This is a genomic window from Streptomyces sp. SID8374 (assembly GCF_009865135.1).
In the GTDB taxonomy this organism is placed as follows: Bacteria; Actinomycetota; Actinomycetes; order Streptomycetales; family Streptomycetaceae; genus Streptomyces.
This window is the reverse complement of sequence record NZ_WWGH01000002.1, coordinates 1,782,943-1,801,716: the sequence shown is the minus strand read 5'-3', so window position 1 is coordinate 1,801,716 and position 18,774 is coordinate 1,782,943. Positions and strand designations below refer to the sequence as shown.

The following is an 18,774-nucleotide window of genomic DNA, read 5'->3' as shown; positions in this document are numbered from 1 at the left end:
CTGGACTCCGGGGGCAGTTGTGACGAGCTGTGCGATTCTGTGATCCAGGCGGATCCTGGCGGCGGCTAGCTGAAGGCGCTTTCAGAAAGCGCTTTCTGATAAGGTGCCGCCACGCTAATGACTGTTCGCGCACACGGTCAATAGGTCGTCCCGAAGTTTCGGGGCCCTGCCACCACCGCACCCCTGGGGGTCGAGTTGAGTGAACGGGAAACACCTCTCCACCCCGATACGCGTCGCCGCGTCCCGGCCCCCCATGTGACCCTCGACGCCGTGGCCCGCGAGGCGGGCGTCTCCCTGGCCACCGCGTCCCGGGCGCTGAACGGCACCACCCGGGTCCGCGACGATCTGCGCAGCCGGGTCCACGCCGCGGCCGATCTCCTCGGCTACATCCCCAACGCCCATGCCCAGGCCCTCGCCAGCTCCGAGGGCAACCGTACGGTGGGGCTGATCTGCCACGACGTCAGCGACCCCTACTTCGCGGGCATCGCCAGCGGGGTGATGCGGGCGGCGGCGGAACAGGACCTGCTGGTGATGCTCGCCTCCACCTTCCGTGAGCCGGCCCGGGAGATCGCGTACGTCTCGATGCTGCGGGCCCAGCGGGCGCGGGCCATCCTGCTGATCGGCTCCGGGTTCCAGGACCGGGCCTGGGAGCGGGCGATGGACGCGGAGCTGGACCCGTACGTGCGCGCCGGCGGCCGGGTCGCGGTGGTCAGCCGGCACCGGTCGCTGCGGGTGGACACCGTGCAGCCGGAGAACCGGGCCGGGGCGGCGGAGCTGGCGAAGGCCTTGGTGGCGCTCGGGCACCGGGAGTTCGCCGTGCTGACCGGGCCGCCCGAACTGACCACGGTGGCCGACCGGTTGGCCGGATTCCGTGAGGGTCTCGCCGGGGCGGGCATCGTCCTCGACCGGGTGGTGCGGGGGGCGTTCACCCGGGAGGGCGGTCATCTGGCGGCGCAGCGGTTACTGGCGTCCGGCGGCCCCCGGCCCACCTGTGTCTTCGCGGTGACCGATGTGATGGCGGTCGGGGCGCTGGCCGCGCTGCGCGAGGCGGGGGTGCGGGTGCCGGAGGACATGTCGCTGGCGGGGTTCGACGACATCCCCGTCGTACGGGAGTTGTCGCCGCCGCTGACCACGGTGGCGCTGCCGCTCACCGAGATGGGCGAGCGCGTGATGGCGCTGGCCCTGCGCACACCGTCGGGGGCGGGGAGGTCGCGGGTGGTGCGGATCGACGGGGAGGTGGTGCTGCGGGGCAGTACGGCTGCTCCGCCCGGGAGTTGAGGCGGCCGCTCTCGGCGCTCAGGGGTGACGGTAGCCCTCCCGGTGGTCGATCTGCTGGACGAGCTCCTGGGCGAGGGACTTGATGGTGTCCAGGCCGGCCCGGCCCCAGGGGCGCGGCACGGTGTCGACGGCGCAGACCGTCCCCAGCGCGATGCCCGTGCGGTCGATGAGCGGGGCTCCGAGGTAGGAGCGCACGCCTATGTCGTCGACGACCGGATTTCCGGCGAACCGGGGGTAGTCGCAGACGTCGTCCAGGACGAGCGCCTTGCGCCGCACGACGACGTGCGGGCAGTAGCCGTGGTCCCGGGCCATGTAGCGGGCGCTGCGACTGCTGCCCGCCGCGACCGCACCGAGCTCCTGCCCGCCCCGGTTGCCCGCCGGGGTGTGCAGCCCCGCGAAGAACTGCCGGTTCTCGTCGATGAAGTTGACCATCGAGAAGGGCGATGCGGTCACTTCGGCCACCTTGTCGGCGAAGGCGTCGAAGCTGTCGAACGAGGCGTCGGCCCGTTCACCGAGATCCAGCCTCCGCAGCCGCTCCGCGCGGGCCGGGCCGTCCCGGTCGGCGGGGGTGAGCAGCATCCGGCCGGTGGCGAAGGACGTCACTGGTGGGCCCCGAAGGCCTGGAGCGGAGCGGGCGCGGAGGTGGCGTTGATCAGATGCTGTACGAGGGTGACCAGCGCTCCCGTACCGGAGCTGGCGATCCGCGCGTCGCACAGGACGACGGGCACCTCGGGCCCGAGGTCGAGTGCGGAGCGCACCTCGTCGGGCTCGTAGCGGTAGGCGCCGTCGAACTCGTTGACGGCGACGATGAATCCGATGCCGCGCCGCTCGAAGAAGTCCACGGCGGCGAAGCACTCCGCCAGCCGCCGGGTGTCGGCGAGCACCACGGCGCCGAGCGCGCCCTGGGAGAGTTCGTCCCACATGAACCAGAACCGCTCCTGGCCCGGCGTGCCGAACAGATACAGGACGTGCTGTTCGGAGAGGGTGATGCGGCCGAAGTCCATGGCGACGGTGGTGGCCGTCTTGGACTCGACGCCGTCCAGGTTGTCGGTCCCCACGCTGACCTGGGTCAGCAGCTCCTCCGTACTCAGCGGGGCGATCTCGCTGACCGCACCGACGAAGGTCGTCTTGCCGACGCCGAATCCGCCCGCGACCAGGACCTTGAGGGCCACGGGGAAGAACTCGGTGGTTCCGGTGCGGTCAGAGCTGTCGTCGTAAACCATCGAGCACTGCCTCCAGCAGGGATCGGTCGGTGGGTGTGTCATGGAAAGCGGGGGCGTGCGCGGTGACCGCTCCGCAGTCGACCAGGTCGGAGAGGAGGACCTTGGTGACGACCGCGGGCAGCCGGAGGTGTGCGGCGATCTCGGCGACGGACATGGGGCCCTCGCACAGTCCGAGCGCCACGGTGTGTTCGGGGCCGAGGTGGATGTCGGGTTCGATGCCCGTGGCCATGACCAGGGAGAGCAGGTCGAATCCGGTGGACGGCCGGGTGCGGCCGTTGCTGACGGTGTACGGGCGGATCAGCCGGCCGGCCGCGTCGTCGAGCAGGGGCCCGTCCTGCGGGGCCGGCATCCTCACAGCCCCGGGGTGAACGGCGCCCCGGCCGGCTGCCGCAGCGGGGTCATCAGATAGGGACGGACACTCTTGACCAGCATCGCCATCTCGTAGCCGAGCACCGCGGCGTCCGCCTCGCGTCCGGCGAGGACGGCGAGACAGGTGCCGGATCCGGCGGTGGAGACGAACAGGAGCGTGGAGTCGAGTTCGACGACCACCTGCCGGACGTCGCCGTTGTCCCCGAAGCGGGCACCGGCGCTGCGGCCCAGGGAGTACAGCCCGGCGGCCAGGGCGGCCATGTGGTCGGCGCTGTCGGGGTCCATGCCGTGGACGGATTTCACCAGTCCGTCGGCGGAGAGGAGCACCGCGCTGCGCGTGTAGGGCACGCGTTGGACCAGTCCGCTCAGCAGCCAGTCCAGGTCCGAGACCTGACCGGCCTGCATGTCGCTCGGCATCGTGTCTACTCCTTGAAGGTCGTGTCTTTACGGGGTTCCGGCACGGCGTGGCCCGGCAGGAAGGTGTCGTGCCCGGTCTGCGGGCGGCCGGCGGGCGTGGGCGCTTCGCCTGTTCCGCGTACGGGGAGGGGGGCGAGGGTCTCCAGGGGGGCGTCGAGTGCGGTCGGCGCACCGATGGCATCGCCGTATCCGGTGCCGGTCCCTTCCTCCTGTGCGGTCTGCGCCTCAGCGAGGTCGACACCGCGCCGGAAGGCGGCCATGAGGCCCGGGTCGTGCAGGGCGTGCTCGTCCTCGACCCGGGGGGCGGGGGCCTCCCGCAACTGCGGGACGAGGCTCTCCTGGTTGGCCCGCTTGGGCAGTTCGGGGCGGGCGGCGGGTGGCGTGGGCCGGTCGACCCGCTCGGGAACGAAGGCGGCCGGTGCGGAGTGGTCGGCGCGCTCCGGTGTGAAGGCGGCCGGGGCGGGGCGCTCCGTGTGCTCCGGCGTGAAGGCCGCCGGTGCGGGCCGGTCGGGGGCGGACGCGGGCGGTGCGGGGCGGTCGACCCGTTCGGCGCGCAGCGGGAGGGGCGGGGCCTCGCCGCGTGGTCCCGGCGCGCGGCTCTCCGGTGCGGCGTGCGCGTGCGAGCCGGGTGCCTGGGCGTCGCGCGGGTGGCCGGCGGGCGCCTGGGCGGGCGGTCCGGGGACGGCCTGCGGCTGGGCGGCCTGGACCTGCGGCGGTGCGGGCGGGGCCGTGCGTCCACCGTCGGCGGGCGGCCGGTGTACGGCTCCGGGCGGCGGTACGGGGGCGGCGCCGGGCGCTGTCGCGGTGTCCGGGTCGGCTCCGAGGAGGGTCTGCGGCAGGACGAGGACCGCCTGGGTGCCGCCGTAGATGTTGCTCTGGAGGCGGACCGCGATGCCGTGGCGGCGGGCCAGGGCGGAGACGACGAACAGGCCGATCCGGCCGTCCTGGAGGAGATGGGCGACGTTGACTTGGTCCGGGTCGGAGAGGAGGGCGTTCATCCGGTTCTGCTCGTGGTCCGGCATCCCGAGGCCGCGGTCCTCCACCTCCAGCGCGAGTCCGGCGGTGACGCGCTGGACGCGCAGCAGGACCTGGGTGTGGGGGGCGGAGAACACCGTGGCGTTCTCGACCAGTTCGGCCAGGAGGTGGATCACATCGGCGACGGCGTGGCCGCGCAGGGTGCCCTCCATCGGGGGGACCAGCTTGACCCGGGGGTACTGCTCCACCTCCGCGATGGCCGAGCGCAGCACCTCGGTCATGGTGACCGGGTTGCTCCACTGGCGCCGGGAGACGGCCCCGCCGAGGACGGCGAGGTTCTCCGCGTGGCGGCGGATGCGGGTGGCCAGGTGGTCGACGTGGAAGAGGCCCTTGAGCAGGTCGGGGTCCTCGACCTCGTGCTCCAGCTCGTCGAGGATCTGGATCTCGCGGTGGACCAGGGACTGGAGCCGCCGGGCGAGGTTGACGAAGACCTCGACCTTCTGTTCGTTGCCGGTGGAGCTGAAGAGCTGCGAGGCCTGGACGACGGCGGTGACCGCGGCGTCCTGGGCCCGTCCCATCTCCTGGGCGAGCAGGTCGAAGGCGTCGCCGTCGGGGGTGGGCGGCGGCGGGGGCCGCCGGGGGCCGACGGGTTCCCCGGCCCGGAGCTGCTCCACCACCCGCTGGAGTTCGGCCTGGCCCTGGGCGCTGGCGCGGCGGAGCGTCAGGGCCCTGTCCAGCACGGCACCGGCCACGCGGTGGGCGCCGAGGTAGGCGGCCGCGACGGCGGCGACGGCCAGGGCTGCCGATCCGCCGAGCGCGGCCCACAGGCTCGGGGACGGGTCGACGGCGCCGTCCCGGACGGTGAAGATGACGGCTGCCGCGCCGCTGAGCAGGGCTGCGATGGTGGGGAGCAGGGCGGTGCGCAACAACTGGGGGCGTATGCGCCCCTCGGGGGTCGGCTGAGCGGCGCGCGGCCTGCTCGGGGCCGAGTGGGTGCGTGCGCCGGGGCGGCCGTGCCGCCCGCCCTCACGGCGGTCCGGTCGCGCGGCGGGTGCGCGAAGTTGAGACATCAGCGTCCTCGGTACAGGGGGCACCAGGAATCGGCGTTCCTGTCGGCGTTCATGCGGTGGCACCTACGGTGGTCGGTCGGGCTGGGGGCATCGGCCGGGCGGACCCGAAGCCGGGAGCCCCCCGTTGATCACCGAGCACACACGGTAGTCGCCACCGACCTGTGTGCGACGGGCAGTTGTGGAACTTGCCCGCCATCCGTCCCGCTCTGGTATGACCTCTCGCACGGGCGCCCGATTACGCCGCATTGACACCGGAGCGTCCGCGTCCCGGATCTCCGGACGGGACCACCTGAAGGATGAGCAGACCGGGGCGGCTACCATATGAGCGCCGCCTAGCTCGAAAGATAAACACGTGACTGTCAATGACGACTCGTTCACCAACTGGATGCACCGCGAGGAGATCGCGGAGTCGATGATCCCGATCATCGGGAAGCTGCACCGCGAGCAGGACGTGAACGTCCTGCTGCACAGCCGCTCCCTGGTGAACAAGTCGGTGGTCAGCATCCTCAAGACCCACCGCTTCGCCCGGCAGATAGCCGGTGAGGAACTCTCCGTCACCGAGACGATGCCGTTCCTGCGGGCGCTGACGACACTCGACCTCGGCCCCTCCCAGATCGACATAGGCATGCTGGCCGCGACGTTCCGCGCCGACGACCGCGGTCTGACGGTGGAGGAGTTCACCGCCGAGGCCGTCGCCGGGGCGACCGGCGCCAACAAGATCGAGCGCCGCGACTCCCGGGATGTCGTCCTCTACGGCTTCGGCCGCATCGGCCGCCTCATCGCCCGTCTCCTCATCGAGAAGGCCGGTTCCGGCAACGGACTGCGGCTGCGCGCCATCGTCGTACGCAAGGGCTCCGGCCAGGACATCGTCAAGCGCGCCTCACTGCTGCGGCGCGACTCGATCCACGGCCAGTTCTCCGGCACGATCACCGTCGACGAGGCGAACAGCAAGATCGTCGCCAACGGCAACGAGATCAAGGTGATCTACTCGGACGACCCGACGTCGGTGGACTACACCGAGTACGGGATCAAGGACGCCATCCTGATCGACAACACCGGCCGGTGGCGCGACCGCGAGGGGCTCTCGAACCACCTGCGCCCGGGCATCGCCAAGGTCGTCCTGACGGCGCCGGGCAAGGGCGACGTCCCCAACATCGTGCACGGGGTCAACCACGACACGATCAAGGACGACGAGCAGATCCTGTCCTGCGCGTCCTGCACCACCAACGCGATCGTCCCGCCGCTCAAGGCGATGGCGGACGAGTACGGCGTGCTGCGCGGCCACGTGGAGACCGTCCACTCGTACACCAACGACCAGAACCTGCTGGACAATTACCACAGCTCCGACCGGCGCGGCCGCTCGGCGGCGCTCAACATGGTCATCACCGAGACCGGTGCGGCCTCCGCCGTCGCCAAGGCACTCCCGGACCTGGACGCGCCGATCACCGGCAGCTCCATCCGCGTCCCGGTGCCGGACGTCTCGATCGCCATCCTGAGCCTGCGCCTGGGCCGCGAGACCAACCGCGAGGAGGTCCTCGACTACCTCCGCAACGTGTCGCTGGCCTCGCCGCTCAAGCGCCAGATCGACTTCATCAGCGCCCCCGACGCGGTCTCCAGCGACTTCATCGGCTCGCGCCACGCCTCGATCGTCGACGCGGGCGCCACCAAGGTCGACGGCGACAACGCGATCCTCTACCTCTGGTACGACAACGAGTTCGGCTACTCGTGCCAGGTCATCCGGGTCGTCCAGCACGTCTCCGGCGTGGAGTACCCGACGTACCCGGCCCCGGCCGTCTGACACTCGACAGGGCCGCCCCTCCGTGACGGGGCGGCCTCACAGCACGGCCTCGCGGGCCGGCGCCCCTGCCCCGGGGCGCCGGCCCGCTCGTGTTCGGCCGCCCCTTCGGGAAAGAATGGGGGCTCCGTCCACACCATTCCTGAGCGCAAGGAAGCCCAATTTCATGACAGACAGGCATGATATGGATGAATTGCATGGAGACCGCGGTTCCCTGGCAGCGCAGTTACGTTCCCTGCGTATGCGCCGCGGTCTGACCCTCAGCGCATTGGCCAAACGCACTTCCTACAGCCGGTCCTCCTGGGAGCGTTATCTCAACGGAAAGGCCCTCCCGCCGGCAACGGCGATCACCGAATTCGCGGCCGCCGTCGGGGTCCCCGCGGCCGCCCTGTTGAGACAGCGGGAGCAGGAGCAGGACGGCCGGAGACCCGAGACGGGGAGCACCCCGCCCACCCGTGAGACGGCTGCCCCCGATAAGGACGTACCGCCGGAGACCTCAGGGCGAGAGGGGTCGGCGGAGGCGGCTCCGCCGGTGGACAAGCCTCCGAGGTCCCGGGCATTCGGCACGCGAACGACCCTCGTCTCCACGATTTCCGCCTGCACGGCGCTGGTGGCCGGAATACTGATCGGCGGCTGGATATTCGGCGGGACCGAGGCGGAGGGGCAGAACCGGGAGAAGGCGGCGGGCGAACCCCAATGCCTGGAATTCGAATGCCGCGACAAGGATTCCCAGCGGACGGGCTGCCATATCGGGGCCTGGACGGCTGCCGCGACCTGGTCGGGCCGCACCTACATCGAACTGCGCTACAGCCCTCGCTGCCGGTCCGCCTGGGCCCGCATCACCGATGCCCATGTCGATGACACCGCCAGGGTGGAGGGGCCCCGAGGAGCCCGCAACGAGCGCTCGGTGACGTACGAGAACGACACCTACTCCCCCATGGTGGAGGCGCCCTACCCGGCTTCCGCGCGGGCCTGCGGAGTGATCAGGGGCGAGGAGACCTGCACCTCGGCGGGCGGACCCTCGCCCATGCCGCCCGCACTCACCGACGAGCGCGAACCGGCCCGCAAGCCTGCGCCGGCGGAGAGCGGCTAGGGCTTGGTCCGTTCGGGAGCCGGGGGCGGGTGCCCGCCCGGCTCCCGAACGGTCACCACACCCCCGGCTTCCCGCTGTCACTGCTCTCCGGCTCCCGCCGTCAGCGCTCCCCGGCCACATCGAGGTCGCGCCGCGCGACCGGTGCGCCGCCCGGGACCGCGTCCGGTGCCGCCGTACGCCACTGCGGGGCGGCCATCGGTGCGGAGACGGCCCGCCACCAGGGCTCCACCGGGAGCGTTCCGGCAGGTTCGAAGGGTTCGCCCGGGCGGGGGAACGCCGCCGCCTGCTCGGCCTCCTCGGCCGCGTCCTTGGTCCACTCGCCGGGCTCGGCCCAGGCGTGCGGGGCGAGGTTGAAGGTGCCCCAGTGGATCGGCAGCATCACCCCGTGCGGGCGTCCGCCCTGGAGGTCCAGATGCGCCCGCATCCCCTCGGCGGGGGTCATGTGGATGTCCGGCCAGTACTCCGAATAGGCGCCGATCTGGATCATCGTGGCGTCGAAGGGGCCGTGCTCGGCGCCGATGTCCCGGAAGCCGGGGAAGTAGCCGGTGTCGCCGCTGTGGTAGATCCGGTGCTCCGGGCCGGAGACCGCCCAGGAGGCCCACAGGGTGTGCTGGTTGTTCCGCAGGCCGCGGCCGCAGAAGTGGCGGGCGGGCGTGGCGGTGAGGCTGATGCCGTTGACCTCGGCGGTCTCGTTCCAGTCCAGCTCGCGCAGCCGGGCGGGTGCCACTCCCCAGCGCTCCAGATGGGCGCCGACCCCGAGCGGCACGGCGAAGACGGTGTCCGTGCCCGCCAGCGCGCGGATCGTCGGCAGGTCGAGGTGGTCGTAGTGGTCGTGCGAGATCACCACCACGTCGACGGAGCCGAGCGCGGCCAGCGGCACCGGCACCGGGTGCAGGCGCTTGGGTCCGGCGAACGGGAACGGGGAACACCGGTCGCCCCACACCGGGTCGAACAGGACCCGGCGGCCGTCGATCTCGGCGAGGACGCTGGAGTGGCCCATCCAGGTCAGCCGCAGCCCGGTGGCGGGCGGTGCGGCCAGGTCCGCGAGGGTGGTGGCATGGACCGGGACAGGGCCCGCCGGCGCCCTGCGGATCCGCTGCTCCTTCTGGAAGTAGACCTTGGCGAACTCCAGCCCGGACCCGGACGGCCTGGTGCGGGCCCCCAGCGGGTTCTGGAACACTCCGTCGGCGAAGTTCGGCGAGCTGAGGATGCGCTGCATCCGCGCTCCGGCGGGATCGGCCCCGAAGGGTTCGGAGCGCATCGAACGCAGTTTCGTACGGAAGGGGACAAAGTAGTCGGCGCCGGTCACAACATCTCCTGGGGGAGTCGGTGTCGTCTCATTATCGTCGGACTGTCCGACAGGGCGAGAAGAGGAAGGTGAACGGGGCAGCCGCCCCGGACGGCGGGACCCGGCACGCGGCCGCCGGAACCCGGCACACGGCGGGCGGGACCCCCACCGGGACCCCGCCGCGATCCGTTCGGTGGCGGTTCAGCCACGCGGCTGTCCGTAGACGTGGTCGATGCGGAGTGTGAGCAGCACCCTGCCGTCCTCGACCATGGCCCGCCGGTAGTCCTCCCAGTCCGGGTGCTCGCCCTTCACATCGCGGTACAGCGTGATCAGGGCCTCCACCGTGGCGTCGTCCCGTTCGGCGGCGGGCGGGGTCAGCTCGGCGGTGCCGTCCGCGACGGTCCAGGCCCAGCGGTCGTCGCTGGTGACGTGGTAGCTCGCGCGGGGGTCACGCCGCAGGTTGCGGGTCTTCGCCCGGCCCTCGGTGATCGACACCCGGATCACCCGCTCGTCGGGGTAATAGGCGTGATTGACGTTGGACAGCTGGGGCCGCCCGTCCCGCTTGAGAGTGACCAGCACTCCCCCGTCGTGCTCGCCGAAGAGACGGAGCAGCGCTTCCTGTGCCGGTTCGAATGACGTCATGAACGGTCCAACGTGCCTGCCGCCCCAGGGATTCCGGGCCGGCGGCTCCCGCAGGAGGTGTCACATACGGGTGCCCCCATCGCGTCATCCCCATGAGGGCGTGATCTTCGGTGACCGGCAGTGACCGGAAGATTGACTAGGGTGGTCGGGTGGCAAGAGTCCGGTTGAACGTGGCGGAACGGCGCGAGGAGCTGTTGAAGGCGACGGTCGAACAGATCGAGATCCGCGGGGCCTCCTCCGTACGGATCGCCGATGTGGCGTCCGCGCTGGGGGTGAGCAACGCGCTGGTGCTCTACCACTTCTCGACCAAGGAGAAGCTGGTCTCCGCCGCCTTCTCGTACGCGGCCGAGGCCGACCTCGCCCAGCTGCGAAAGCTGCTGGCCCGCCGCACCACCGCCGTACGGCGCCTGCGGGCCGCCGTGCGGTGGTACGCGCCGACCGGGCAGGCCAAGGGGTGGCGGCTGTGGATCGAGGGGTGGGCGGCCTCCCTGCGCGAGCCCGCCCTGCGCGAGGTGGCGGGCCACCTCGACCAGCGGTGGAAGGCGGAGCTGGCCGAGGTCATCGCGGAGGGCGCCGCCGCCGGTGAGTTCCGGTGCGAGGACCCGGAGTCGGCGGCCTGGCGGCTGACCGCCCTGCTGGACGGCCTGGCCGTGCAGATGACCTCGTACGCCGGTCCGCTCTCCCGGACCACGATGCTGCGCTGGACCGACGACGCGCTCGCCCGTGAGCTGGGCATCGACCACGCCGCGCTGACCGGCTGACGCGTCCGTCGGATCGGCCCCGGCGCGTCAGGTCTGACGTACCGGCGCGTAGGCGGCACCGTCCAGTCCGAACGTCCAGGCGACCCCGTCCTTCGCGGTCCGGGTCGCCGGGGGTACGCGGAGCCAGTAGGTGCGGTGTGTGCCGTCGGGTTCCGGGGTGGAGTTGACCACCTCGACCATCACCACGTCCTCGTCGCCTTCGAGCGCGATGCGCCAGAGGATGCCCGTCTCGTCGCGGTGGACGGGCTCGGCCCCCGACTCCGTGAGGTAGCGGTCGTAGCCGTAGAACTCCAGCATCACGCGGCGCAGCTCCGCGTTCTCCTCCTCCCGTATGCGTTGCGGGGTCAGCGACGCCAGCTCCGCCAGGAAGGCGGCGGGCACCGGCATACCGCGCCAGGCGTACAGGGCGAATCCGTCCGGGTAGGCGAGGGCGGGCCCGGCCCCGTGGTCGAGTCTGCCCGCCTCGTCGCGGTGCAGGACCTCGGGCCGTTCGCTGATGACCACGGCCTTCTCGTACGGCCACCACCAGCCAGCGTTCCGCGCGACCTCGGCCAGGCCGGTGAGCCGGTCACCGCGCCCGTCGAAGGCGGCGAGCCAGGCGGCGTCGTGCTGCCCGAGCACCGCGTCGAGGAGGACCAGCCGCAAACCGCCCTCGTCCTCCGGCCTGGGCGCCAGATCGGCGACGACACCGGACCGGATGCGCTCGGCGAGCGCGGCCGTGGTCTCCCACAGCTGGGCCCCGGTGGCGGACCAGAGGGCGGACCAGCCGGCCGGGCCCAGCTCGTCGTACATCCGGCGGCGCTCCTCGGCCCACGGCCGGGTGCGGACCTCTTCGCGCACCGAACGCCCGGCGTCGGCCAGCTTCTCGACGGCTTCGACGGCCGCCCGGGGCGATTCGGCCCAGACGATCCGCTCGGGCTCGGCGAGCCCGGCGGTGCGGTAGGCGCGCCGTACGCCCTCCTCGGCGGCCACCCGGTCCGCCGCACCGGTCGCCGCCGCCACGTCCCGCCAGGAATTCACGTGCTGCATCGGTTGTCCCGTCCCCAGTTCATGTCTGCTTCGTATCTGCTGGTCGTGCTCGGTGTGCTGCTGGTGTCCGTACGTACGTCAGTCCGCGACGATGCGGATCGCGCCGGGCGCGTACTCCCTCTGGCGCACCACCCGGAACCAGCCCTGCGGCAGCGCGATCGTGGCGTGCTCCTCGTGCACCACCCGCCCGCCCTCGGGGAGATGGAGCAGCATCGGGCCGAACGGTCCCGCCTCCCGGATCAGCCGGCCGGGTCCCTGCACGGCGTGCGCGTGCCCGGTCACCTCACCCAGCGCCAGCACCAGCCGCCCCCGCCCGTCGCGCAGTTCGCCCGAAGCCTTGAGGAAGGGGGCGGGCACCGCCGACTCCTCCAGCGCCATGATCAGTACATCGCCCTGCCGGTACACAGACGTCTCCCCTCGGTCGCGGCACCCGCTGTGCCGGCCACGGGAAAAACGCTACGGGCAGGGTCTGACAACGGGCCTCTCCGGCAGGTCCGGAGAGGTGCCGCAGCAGGTTCGCAGCGGCCCCGCGGCAGCCTCGGAGCGGTCCCGGTCGCGGCGTTGTCAGTGGGGCTTGATAAACCTTGCGGACATCAGCCGTCCCCAGGACCAGGAGCTCAGTGCGATGTACGGTGCGCAGCATCTGCAAGCGTTCGGCGGCCTTCCGGCCGTCGACTTCCAGCACAAGGACCGTCCGGCCGACCGGCCCGCCGCCGATGATGTGGCCTGGCGGATCTCCGTCGATCCGTACGGCGACGACGACCGGAGCTGGGAGCAGGAGTTCGCCGGCTTCCTGGACGCGGTCGACCCGGCCGGGGCCAAGGTACTGATCATCGGCCAGTGGGGCGAGGCGTACGAGGAGGACTCCTCGGTGCCGATCAATCTGGTGATCGCCGCCGCCGACCGGCTGACCTCGCTGGAGGCCGTGTTCGTCGGGGATCTGGAGGCGGAGCAGGCCGAGATCACCTGGATCGAACAGTCCGATGTGACGGCGCTGTTGGCCGCCTTCCCCGCGCTGACCGAGTTCGGGGTCCGGGGCGGCACCGACCTGCTGTTCCCGCCGACGAAGCACGAGCGGCTGCGGTCGCTGACCATCCAGGCGGGCGGCCTGCCCGTGCAGGTGGTCCGCGGGGTGCAGGACAGCGAACTGCCCGCGCTGGAGCGGCTGGACCTCTGGCTCGGCATCTCTGCCTACGGCGGCGACACCGATGTGGCGGACCTGGCACCGCTGCTCTCGGGCACCCGGTTCCCCCGCCTGCACCACCTCGGCCTGCGCAACAGCGAGGTGCAGAACGAGATCGCGGCGGCCCTCGCGTCCGCCCCGGTCGTGGCCCAGCTCAAGACCCTCGACCTGTCGAACGGCACGCTGGGGGACGAGGGGGCGGCCGCGCTCCTCGAAGGGCAGCCGCTCACCCATCTCGACCTGCTGGACCTCCACCACCACTTCCTCACCGAGGCGATGGAGCAGCGGGTCCGCTCGGCCCTGGAGCCGCACGGGGTGCGTGTCGACCTCTCCGAGCGGAACGAGCCGTGGGACAACCGCGGCGCCGAGGGCCGCTACACCGCCGTGTCGGAGTGAGGTGTCATGACCCCCGTCCACATCCAACATCCCGACCGGTTCCACGGCTTGCCGGTCCACTTCCTGGCGCCGCCGTCCGGAGCGGACACCTCCCCGGCGCTTCCCGACGCCGACGTGGTGGCCTGGCTGCTGGGGTGCGGCTACGACGAGCGGACGGACTTCGCCGCCGTGTGGCAGCGGTTCCTCGACACGGTCGACACCACGCGGGTCCGGGCGCTCCTGATCGGCCCCTGGTGGCATCAGGAGTACACGCCGTTCGCCCCGGTGATGGAGCTGATCGTCGCCCACGCGGACCGCTTCCCGGCCCTGCGGGGGCTCTTCCTCGCCGATGTGGTGGGCGAGGAGTGCGAGGTGTCGTGGCTGCGCATGTGTGACATCACGCCGGTGCTCGAAGCGTTCCCACTGCTGGAGGAGTTCACGGTGCGCGGCTGCGGCCAGGAGGGGCTGGCGCTGCGGCCCGTCCGCCATACGGCGCTGAAGTCGCTGCGCTTCGAGTCCGGCGGGCTGCCCGGCGATCTGGTGCGGGCGGTCGCCGCGAGTGAACTGCCCGCGCTGGAGCGGCTGGACCTGTGGTTCGGCAGCTCGTGGTACGGAGCGGACGCCACCGTCGAGGACATCGGGCCGGTCCTGTCGGGCGGCACGTTCCCCCGGCTGCGCCACCTGGGCCTGCAGAACAGCGAGCTCCAGGACGAGATAGCGGTGGCCGTGGCGTCGGCGCCCGTCGTCGCCCAGCTGGAGACCCTCGCGCTCTCCATGGGCACCCTCAGCGACGCGGGCGGGGAGGCCCTGCTGAACGGGCAGCCCCTGAACCACCTCTCCGCTCTCGACCTGCGCCACCACTACCTCACCGGCCCGGTGCTGGAGCGGATCAGGGCCGCGTGTGCTCCGGCCGTGGTCGAGGCAGGCGAGGCCGAGGAGGACTACGAGGACGAGGACGAGGAACCGGAGCGCTATGTCGCCGTCAGCGAGTAGCCCCGGGAGCCTTGCGGCCCCGCGCTTCGCGGTCGTCGGCAACCCGGAGAACCGCCGGGTCGCCTTCTTCCGGGAGGCCGTGCGGGCCGCCGGGCTGGAGCCGGCCCGGGTGGTGCCCTGGCTCCAGGTGCTGCGCGGCGAGGCGGCGTTCGAGCCGGGCGAGACCGTACGGATCGACTCGCCCGGCGAGAACGCGGAGGTGGAGCGGCGGCTGCGCGGGGTCGACGATCCGACCCGGGTGGAGGGGTCCGCACGGTGGTACGCCGGGTTCCGCACGGCGGTCGGCGAGGTGGCGCGGGCGGCCTCGGCGGCCGGTGCCGAGGTGCTCACCTCCCCCGGTGACCTCGCCGCGCTCTTCGACAAGCGGCTCTGCCACGGCCTCCTGGCGGCCGCGGAGGTGCCGGTTCCGCCCTCGCCCACGTCCGGCCCGGACGCGGCGGAGGTGCGGGGCTGGTCCGACGTACGGGCGCTGATGCGGGAGCACCGGATGCCCCGGGCGTTCGTGAAGCTCGCCCACGGCTCCTCCGCCTCGGGGGTGCTGGCGGTGGAGACGGCAGGGCCTGGCCGGGTCCGGGCGAGCACCTCGGTGGAACGGGACGCCGAGGGGCGGCTGTTCAACTCGCTGCGGGTCCGCCGGTACACCACGGAGCAGGAGGTGGGCGCACTCGTGGACGCGCTCGCCCCGGACGGGCTGCACATCGAACGCTGGCTGCCGAAGGCGTCGCAGCGGGGGCGGGCCGCCGATCTGCGGATCGTGGTGGTCGGCGGCCGGGCCACCCATGCCGTCGTGCGCACCAGCCTCTCCCCCATGACCAACCTCCACCTGGGGGGCGCCCGCGGCGATCTCGACGAGGTCCGGGCCGCCGTGTCGGCGGTGGGCGGCTGCTGGCGCGAGGCGCTGGCGATGTGCGAGCGGGCCGCCGCCTGCTTCCCCGGGACGCTCTGTGTGGGCGTGGACCTGCTGCCCGCGGCCGGCTGGCGGCGCTTCGCCGTCGGCGAGGTCAACGCCTTCGGTGATCTGCTGCCCGGGCTCACCGGCCTGCCGGGCAGCGGTGCCGAGGGGCTGGACACCTATGCGGCGCAGGTCGCCGCCGTACTGGACCGAACGAGGAACGACCATGCCGTCACGTCTGCCTGACCCCCCACGCCCCGATATGGCCGAGGTCGTGGGCACCCATGACCTGCTGCTGGTCACCCTGGACACCCTGCGCCACGATGTCGCCGCCGAGCTGGCCGCCGCCGGGCGCATCCCCAATCTGGCCGCCCATCTCCCCGGCGGGGTCTGGGAGAAGCGGCACGCGCCGGGCAGCTTCACCTACGCCTCGCACCAGGCGATGTTCGCCGGGTTCCTGCCGACGCCCGCCGCCCCCGGCCCGCATCCGCGGCTGTTCGCGGCGCGTTTCGCGGGCAGCGAGACGACGGCGGACGGCACGTTCGTCTTCGACACCCCGGACCTGGTGTCGGGTCTGGCCGCCGAGGGCTACCGCACGGTGTGCATCGGCGGTGTCGGGTTCTTCAACCGGCAGGGGGCGCTGGGGTCGGTGCTGCCCGGGATGTTCCAGGAGAGCCACTGGGAGCCGGAGTTCGGTGTCGCCTCCCCGACCTCGTTCGAGGAGCAGGTGACCCGCGCCGAGAAGGTGGTGGCGGAACTTCCGCGGGAGCAGCGGCTCTTCCTCTTCGTCAACGTGTCCGCGCTCCACCAGCCGAACTGGTTCCACACCCCGGGCGCGACCCGTGAGGCGGGCGACTCCCGGGCCACGCACGCGGCCGCCCTGGAGTACGTCGACCGGCACATCGGCCGGCTCTTCGCCGCCGCGAGCAGCCGCCGCCGCTGCTTCGCCATCGTCTGCTCCGACCACGGCACGACGTACGGCGACGACGGCTACACCGGCCACCGGCTCGGCCACGAAGCCGTCTGGACCGTGCCGTACGCCCACTTCTTCCTCGAACCGGGGGCCTCCTGATGACCACCAGCACCGCCACGGCGACGGGCACGCCCGCCGTGAGGCCGTACGAGAGTTACGTCTACGCCTACCCGCACAAGACCGCCTACCGCCCCCTGGCGGACCGGCCCGCACTGCGCGAGCTGTGGGCGGCGGAGCCCAAGGATGCCCTCTCCCTCTACCTCCACATACCGTTCTGCGAGGTCCGCTGCGGCTTCTGCAACCTCTTCACCCGCATCGGCGCGCCCGAGGAGCTGACGACCCGCTATCTCGACGCCCTGGACCGGCAGGCCGCAGCCGTACGGGACGCGCTCGGCGACGACGAGCCGGTGCGGTTCGCGGCGGCGGCGTTCGGCGGCGGCACCCCGACCTTCCTGACCGCGGGTGAGCTGGAGCGGCTCTGCGACATAGCGGAGAAGCGGATGGGCGCCGACCTGCTCGCGGTCCCGCTGTCGGTGGAGACGTCCCCGTCCACCGCGACCGCCGACCGGCTGGCCGTGCTGGCGGACCGGGGGACGACCCGGGTCAGCATCGGCGTACAGAGCTTCGTGGACGAAGAGGCGCGGGCCGCCGTCCGGCCGCAGCGCCGGGCAGAGGTGGAGGGGGCGCTCGGCCGGATCCGGGACGCCCGGATACCGGTGCTGAACATCGACCTGATCTACGGCATCGACGGCCAGACCGAGCGGACCTGGCTCACCTCGCTGGACGCCGCGCTGGCCTGGCGGCCCGAGGAGCTGTATCTCTACCCGCTGTACGTCCGCCCGCTGACCGGTCTGCACCGTCTGGGTGCAAGCGGGAGCGGCCCGGAGGCGGAGGCCCTGGAGCAGGCCGCCTGGGACGAGCAGCGGCTGCGGCTGTACGCGGTGGGCCGGGACCATCTGCTGGCGTACGGCTACGAGCAGGTGTCGATGCGGATGTTCCGGCGCGCCGACGCCCCCCGCGAGTCGCAGGACGGCCCCGAGGACTACGCGTGCCAGACGGACGGCATGATCGGGCTCGGCTGCGGGGCCCGTTCCTACACGGCGGCCCTGCACTACTCCTTCGACTACGCGGTGGAGATGCGGGAGATCCGCTCCATCATCGACCGCTTCACCACCACCGAGGACTTCTCCCGGGCCGAGGTCGGCAGATACGTCGACGCGGATGAGGCCCGCAGGCGCCACCTCCTCCAGTCGCTGCTCCAGGCAGCCGGTCTGCCCGTGGCCGACTACCGCGCCCGCTTCGGCACGGACCCGTCGGAGGACTTCCCCGCCGAGCTGGAGCGGTTCGCGGACCGGGGCTGGCTGGACGGCCAGGCTCCGGAGGGTCTGCTGCGGCTCTCCCCGCTGGGGCTGGCCCACTCGGACGCGCTGGGTCCGGCGCTGTTCTCCCCCGGGGTGCGGGCCGCGATGGCCGCGTACGAGCGGAAGTGAGCGGGCCATGGACCTGACCATCCTCTACCGGGGCCCGCTGGCCTCGTGCGACTACGACTGTCCGTACTGCCCGTTCGCCAAACGGCGTGACAGCAGGGCCCAGTTGACGGCGGACCGGGAGGCGCTGGAGCGGTTCACCGCGTGGGCGGCGGCGCAGACCGGTGACCGGCTCTCGGTGCTGTTCACGCCGTGGGGCGAGGGCCTGGTGCGCTCCTGGTACCGGCGCGCGCTGACCGAGCTCTCCCATCTGCCGCACATCGGCCGGGTCGCCATCCAGACGAACCTCAGCGGCCGCACCGCATGGCTGGCGGACGCCGATCCGGAGCGGGTCGCGCTCTGGTGCACGTACCACCCGGGGCAGACACCGTACGAGCGGTTCCTCGGGAAGTGCCAGGAGCTGTCCGCCCGGGGCATCCGCTACAGCGTGGGCGTGGTGGGGTTCGACGAGCACCTCGACGAGGCGCGGCGGCTGCGCGCCGCGCTGCCCTCCGAGGTCTACCTCTGGGTGAACGCCGCCGAGGGCCATACGTACACCGACGAGGAGGCCGAGCGGTGGACGGAGCTGGACCCGCTCTTCCCCTACAGCAGACATCCGCACACCTCGGCGGGGCTGCCCTGCCGGACGGGTGAGTCGGTGATCTCGGTGGACGGTGACGGCACGGTGCGCCGCTGCCACTTCGTCAAGGCGGAGCTGGGCAACCTCTACGACGGCAGCTACCGCGCGGCGCTCGGCCCCCGGGCTTGCCCGCTCGCCGTGTGCGACTGCCACATCGGCTATGTGCACCTGGAGACGCTGCCGCTGTACGACGTGTTCGCGGGCGGTGTCCTGGAGCGGATACCCGCCGGGTTCGGCGCGGGCACGCCGCCGACCGGGCCCATCCCCAGGGGCCCGTCCCGGCGTGCGCTTCCGCTGCTGGAGCCCTGACCG

General features: G+C 72.3%; 19 protein-coding genes. 10 read left to right on the top strand and 9 right to left on the bottom strand.

Annotated elements, in window-relative coordinates; genetic code table 11:
- The first annotated feature begins 255 nt into the window (after positions 1-255).
- Positions 256-1,278, top strand: a complete 1,023-nt coding sequence (locus tag GTY67_RS31325) for a LacI family DNA-binding transcriptional regulator (RefSeq protein ID WP_093689141.1) — start codon at positions 256-258, stop codon at positions 1,276-1,278.
- Between the two features lie 18 nt (positions 1,279-1,296).
- Here GTY67_RS31325 and GTY67_RS31320 read toward each other — a convergent pair whose 3' ends face one another.
- From GTY67_RS31320 to GTY67_RS31300, 5 genes are read right to left on the bottom strand one after another with little or no spacing between them, the layout of a single operon-like run.
- On the bottom strand, positions 1,297-1,881 hold the full coding sequence (locus GTY67_RS31320) for a GAF domain-containing protein (protein ID WP_093689139.1): 585 nt from the start codon (positions 1,879-1,881) through the stop codon (positions 1,297-1,299).
- Positions 1,878-2,501, bottom strand: a complete 624-nt coding sequence (locus GTY67_RS31315) for an ATP/GTP-binding protein (protein WP_093689137.1) — start codon at positions 2,499-2,501, stop codon at positions 1,878-1,880. The genes GTY67_RS31320 and GTY67_RS31315 overlap by 4 nt, the downstream gene beginning before the upstream one ends.
- Positions 2,479-2,850: a DUF742 domain-containing protein gene (locus tag GTY67_RS31310; RefSeq protein WP_018492059.1), complete on the bottom strand. Its 372-nt coding sequence runs from the start codon at positions 2,848-2,850 to the stop codon at positions 2,479-2,481. Before GTY67_RS31310 ends, GTY67_RS31315 begins: the two co-directional genes overlap by 23 nt.
- Positions 2,851-2,852: 2 nt before the next feature.
- Positions 2,853-3,287, bottom strand: coding sequence for a roadblock/LC7 domain-containing protein (locus tag GTY67_RS31305; protein ID WP_018513234.1), 435 nt, complete (start codon positions 3,285-3,287; stop codon positions 2,853-2,855).
- Between the two features lie 5 nt (positions 3,288-3,292).
- Positions 3,293-5,332 carry an ATP-binding protein gene (locus tag GTY67_RS31300; protein WP_161281258.1) on the bottom strand — a complete coding sequence of 680 codons (2,040 nt, stop codon included), beginning with the start codon at positions 5,330-5,332 and terminating at the stop codon, positions 3,293-3,295.
- Between the two features lie 352 nt (positions 5,333-5,684).
- On the opposite strand from GTY67_RS31300, the gene GTY67_RS31295 reads away from it, so the two are divergent.
- Together GTY67_RS31295 and GTY67_RS31290 are read left to right on the top strand one after the other, a co-directional pair.
- Positions 5,685-7,130: a glyceraldehyde-3-phosphate dehydrogenase gene (locus tag GTY67_RS31295; protein WP_161281257.1), complete on the top strand. Its 1,446-nt coding sequence runs from the start codon at positions 5,685-5,687 to the stop codon at positions 7,128-7,130.
- A gap of 115 nt (positions 7,131-7,245) precedes the next feature.
- Positions 7,246-8,220: a helix-turn-helix domain-containing protein gene (locus GTY67_RS31290; RefSeq protein ID WP_343238794.1), complete on the top strand. Its 975-nt coding sequence runs from the start codon at positions 7,246-7,248 to the stop codon at positions 8,218-8,220.
- A gap of 100 nt (positions 8,221-8,320) precedes the next feature.
- On the opposite strand, the gene GTY67_RS31285 is transcribed toward GTY67_RS31290, so the two are convergent.
- Both GTY67_RS31285 and GTY67_RS31280 read right to left on the bottom strand, forming a co-directional pair.
- A complete protein-coding gene (locus GTY67_RS31285; protein ID WP_161281256.1) occupies positions 8,321-9,529 on the bottom strand; it encodes an MBL fold metallo-hydrolase in 1,209 nt (402 codons plus the stop codon).
- 180 nt (positions 9,530-9,709) lie between these two features.
- Entirely contained in the window at positions 9,710-10,150 is a 441-nt protein-coding gene (locus tag GTY67_RS31280) for a PPOX class F420-dependent oxidoreductase (RefSeq protein ID WP_093689604.1), read from the bottom strand.
- A gap of 149 nt (positions 10,151-10,299) precedes the next feature.
- Between GTY67_RS31280 and GTY67_RS31275 the strand changes: the two genes are divergently transcribed.
- The gene (locus GTY67_RS31275) at positions 10,300-10,911 is read left to right on the top strand and encodes a TetR/AcrR family transcriptional regulator (protein WP_093689606.1); all 612 of its coding nucleotides are present in this window, start codon (positions 10,300-10,302) and stop codon (positions 10,909-10,911) included.
- Positions 10,912-10,938: 27 nt separating this feature from the next.
- On the opposite strand, the gene GTY67_RS31270 is transcribed toward GTY67_RS31275, so the two are convergent.
- Both GTY67_RS31270 and GTY67_RS31265 read right to left on the bottom strand, forming a co-directional pair.
- On the bottom strand, positions 10,939-11,940 hold the full coding sequence (locus GTY67_RS31270) for a DUF6745 domain-containing protein (RefSeq protein WP_161281255.1): 1,002 nt from the start codon (positions 11,938-11,940) through the stop codon (positions 10,939-10,941).
- A 78-nt stretch (positions 11,941-12,018) separates the two neighbouring features.
- The gene (locus GTY67_RS31265) at positions 12,019-12,345 is read right to left on the bottom strand and encodes a hypothetical protein (protein ID WP_015612722.1); all 327 of its coding nucleotides are present in this window, start codon (positions 12,343-12,345) and stop codon (positions 12,019-12,021) included.
- Positions 12,346-12,565: 220 nt separating this feature from the next.
- Here GTY67_RS31265 and GTY67_RS31260 point away from each other — a divergent pair, with 220 nt between their 5' ends.
- From GTY67_RS31260 to GTY67_RS31235, 6 genes are read left to right on the top strand one after another with little or no spacing between them, the layout of a single operon-like run.
- Positions 12,566-13,519 (top strand): STM4015 family protein, encoded by a 954-nt coding sequence (locus GTY67_RS31260; protein WP_161281254.1) that lies wholly within the window; start codon positions 12,566-12,568, stop codon positions 13,517-13,519.
- A gap of 6 nt (positions 13,520-13,525) precedes the next feature.
- Positions 13,526-14,491, top strand: coding sequence for an STM4015 family protein (locus tag GTY67_RS31255; protein WP_161281253.1), 966 nt, complete (start codon positions 13,526-13,528; stop codon positions 14,489-14,491).
- The gene (locus tag GTY67_RS31250) at positions 14,472-15,629 is read left to right on the top strand and encodes an STM4014 family protein (RefSeq protein WP_161281252.1); all 1,158 of its coding nucleotides are present in this window, start codon (positions 14,472-14,474) and stop codon (positions 15,627-15,629) included. Before GTY67_RS31255 ends, GTY67_RS31250 begins: the two co-directional genes overlap by 20 nt.
- A gap of 16 nt (positions 15,630-15,645) precedes the next feature.
- The gene (locus GTY67_RS31245; RefSeq protein WP_161281655.1) at positions 15,646-16,455 is read left to right on the top strand and encodes an STM4013/SEN3800 family hydrolase; all 810 of its coding nucleotides are present in this window, start codon (positions 15,646-15,648) and stop codon (positions 16,453-16,455) included.
- Entirely contained in the window at positions 16,455-17,846 is a 1,392-nt protein-coding gene (locus GTY67_RS31240) for an STM4012 family radical SAM protein (RefSeq protein WP_161281251.1), read from the top strand. The genes GTY67_RS31245 and GTY67_RS31240 overlap by 1 nt, the downstream gene beginning before the upstream one ends.
- A 7-nt stretch (positions 17,847-17,853) precedes the next feature.
- Positions 17,854-18,771 (top strand): STM4011 family radical SAM protein, encoded by a 918-nt coding sequence (locus GTY67_RS31235; protein ID WP_161281250.1) that lies wholly within the window; start codon positions 17,854-17,856, stop codon positions 18,769-18,771.
- Positions 18,772-18,774 lie beyond the last annotated feature (3 nt).

Bases quoted from the DNA above. Each gene is read 5' to 3' on its own strand.
- GTY67_RS31270 (WP_161281255.1), bottom strand. From the start codon at position 11,940: ATGCAGCACGTGAATTCCTGGCGGGACGTGGCGGCGGCGACCGGTGCG.
- GTY67_RS31280 (WP_093689604.1), bottom strand. From the start codon at position 10,150: ATGACGTCATTCGAACCGGCACAGGAAGCGCTGCTCCGTCTCTTCGGC.
- GTY67_RS31255 (WP_161281253.1), top strand. From the start codon at position 13,526: ATGACCCCCGTCCACATCCAACATCCCGACCGGTTCCACGGCTTGCCG.
- GTY67_RS31245 (WP_161281655.1), top strand. From the start codon at position 15,646: ATGGCCGAGGTCGTGGGCACCCATGACCTGCTGCTGGTCACCCTGGAC.
- GTY67_RS31250 (WP_161281252.1), top strand. From the start codon at position 14,472: ATGTCGCCGTCAGCGAGTAGCCCCGGGAGCCTTGCGGCCCCGCGCTTC.
- GTY67_RS31260 (WP_161281254.1), top strand. From the start codon at position 12,566: ATGTACGGTGCGCAGCATCTGCAAGCGTTCGGCGGCCTTCCGGCCGTC.
- GTY67_RS31235 (WP_161281250.1), top strand. From the start codon at position 17,854: ATGGACCTGACCATCCTCTACCGGGGCCCGCTGGCCTCGTGCGACTAC.
- GTY67_RS31290 (WP_343238794.1), top strand. From the start codon at position 7,246: ATGGGGGCTCCGTCCACACCATTCCTGAGCGCAAGGAAGCCCAATTTC.
- GTY67_RS31305 (WP_018513234.1), bottom strand. From the start codon at position 3,287: ATGCCGAGCGACATGCAGGCCGGTCAGGTCTCGGACCTGGACTGGCTG.
- GTY67_RS31300 (WP_161281258.1), bottom strand. From the start codon at position 5,332: ATGTCTCAACTTCGCGCACCCGCCGCGCGACCGGACCGCCGTGAGGGC.
- GTY67_RS31310 (WP_018492059.1), bottom strand. From the start codon at position 2,850: ATGCCGGCCCCGCAGGACGGGCCCCTGCTCGACGACGCGGCCGGCCGG.
- GTY67_RS31315 (WP_093689137.1), bottom strand. From the start codon at position 2,501: ATGGTTTACGACGACAGCTCTGACCGCACCGGAACCACCGAGTTCTTC.
- GTY67_RS31240 (WP_161281251.1), top strand. From the start codon at position 16,455: ATGACCACCAGCACCGCCACGGCGACGGGCACGCCCGCCGTGAGGCCG.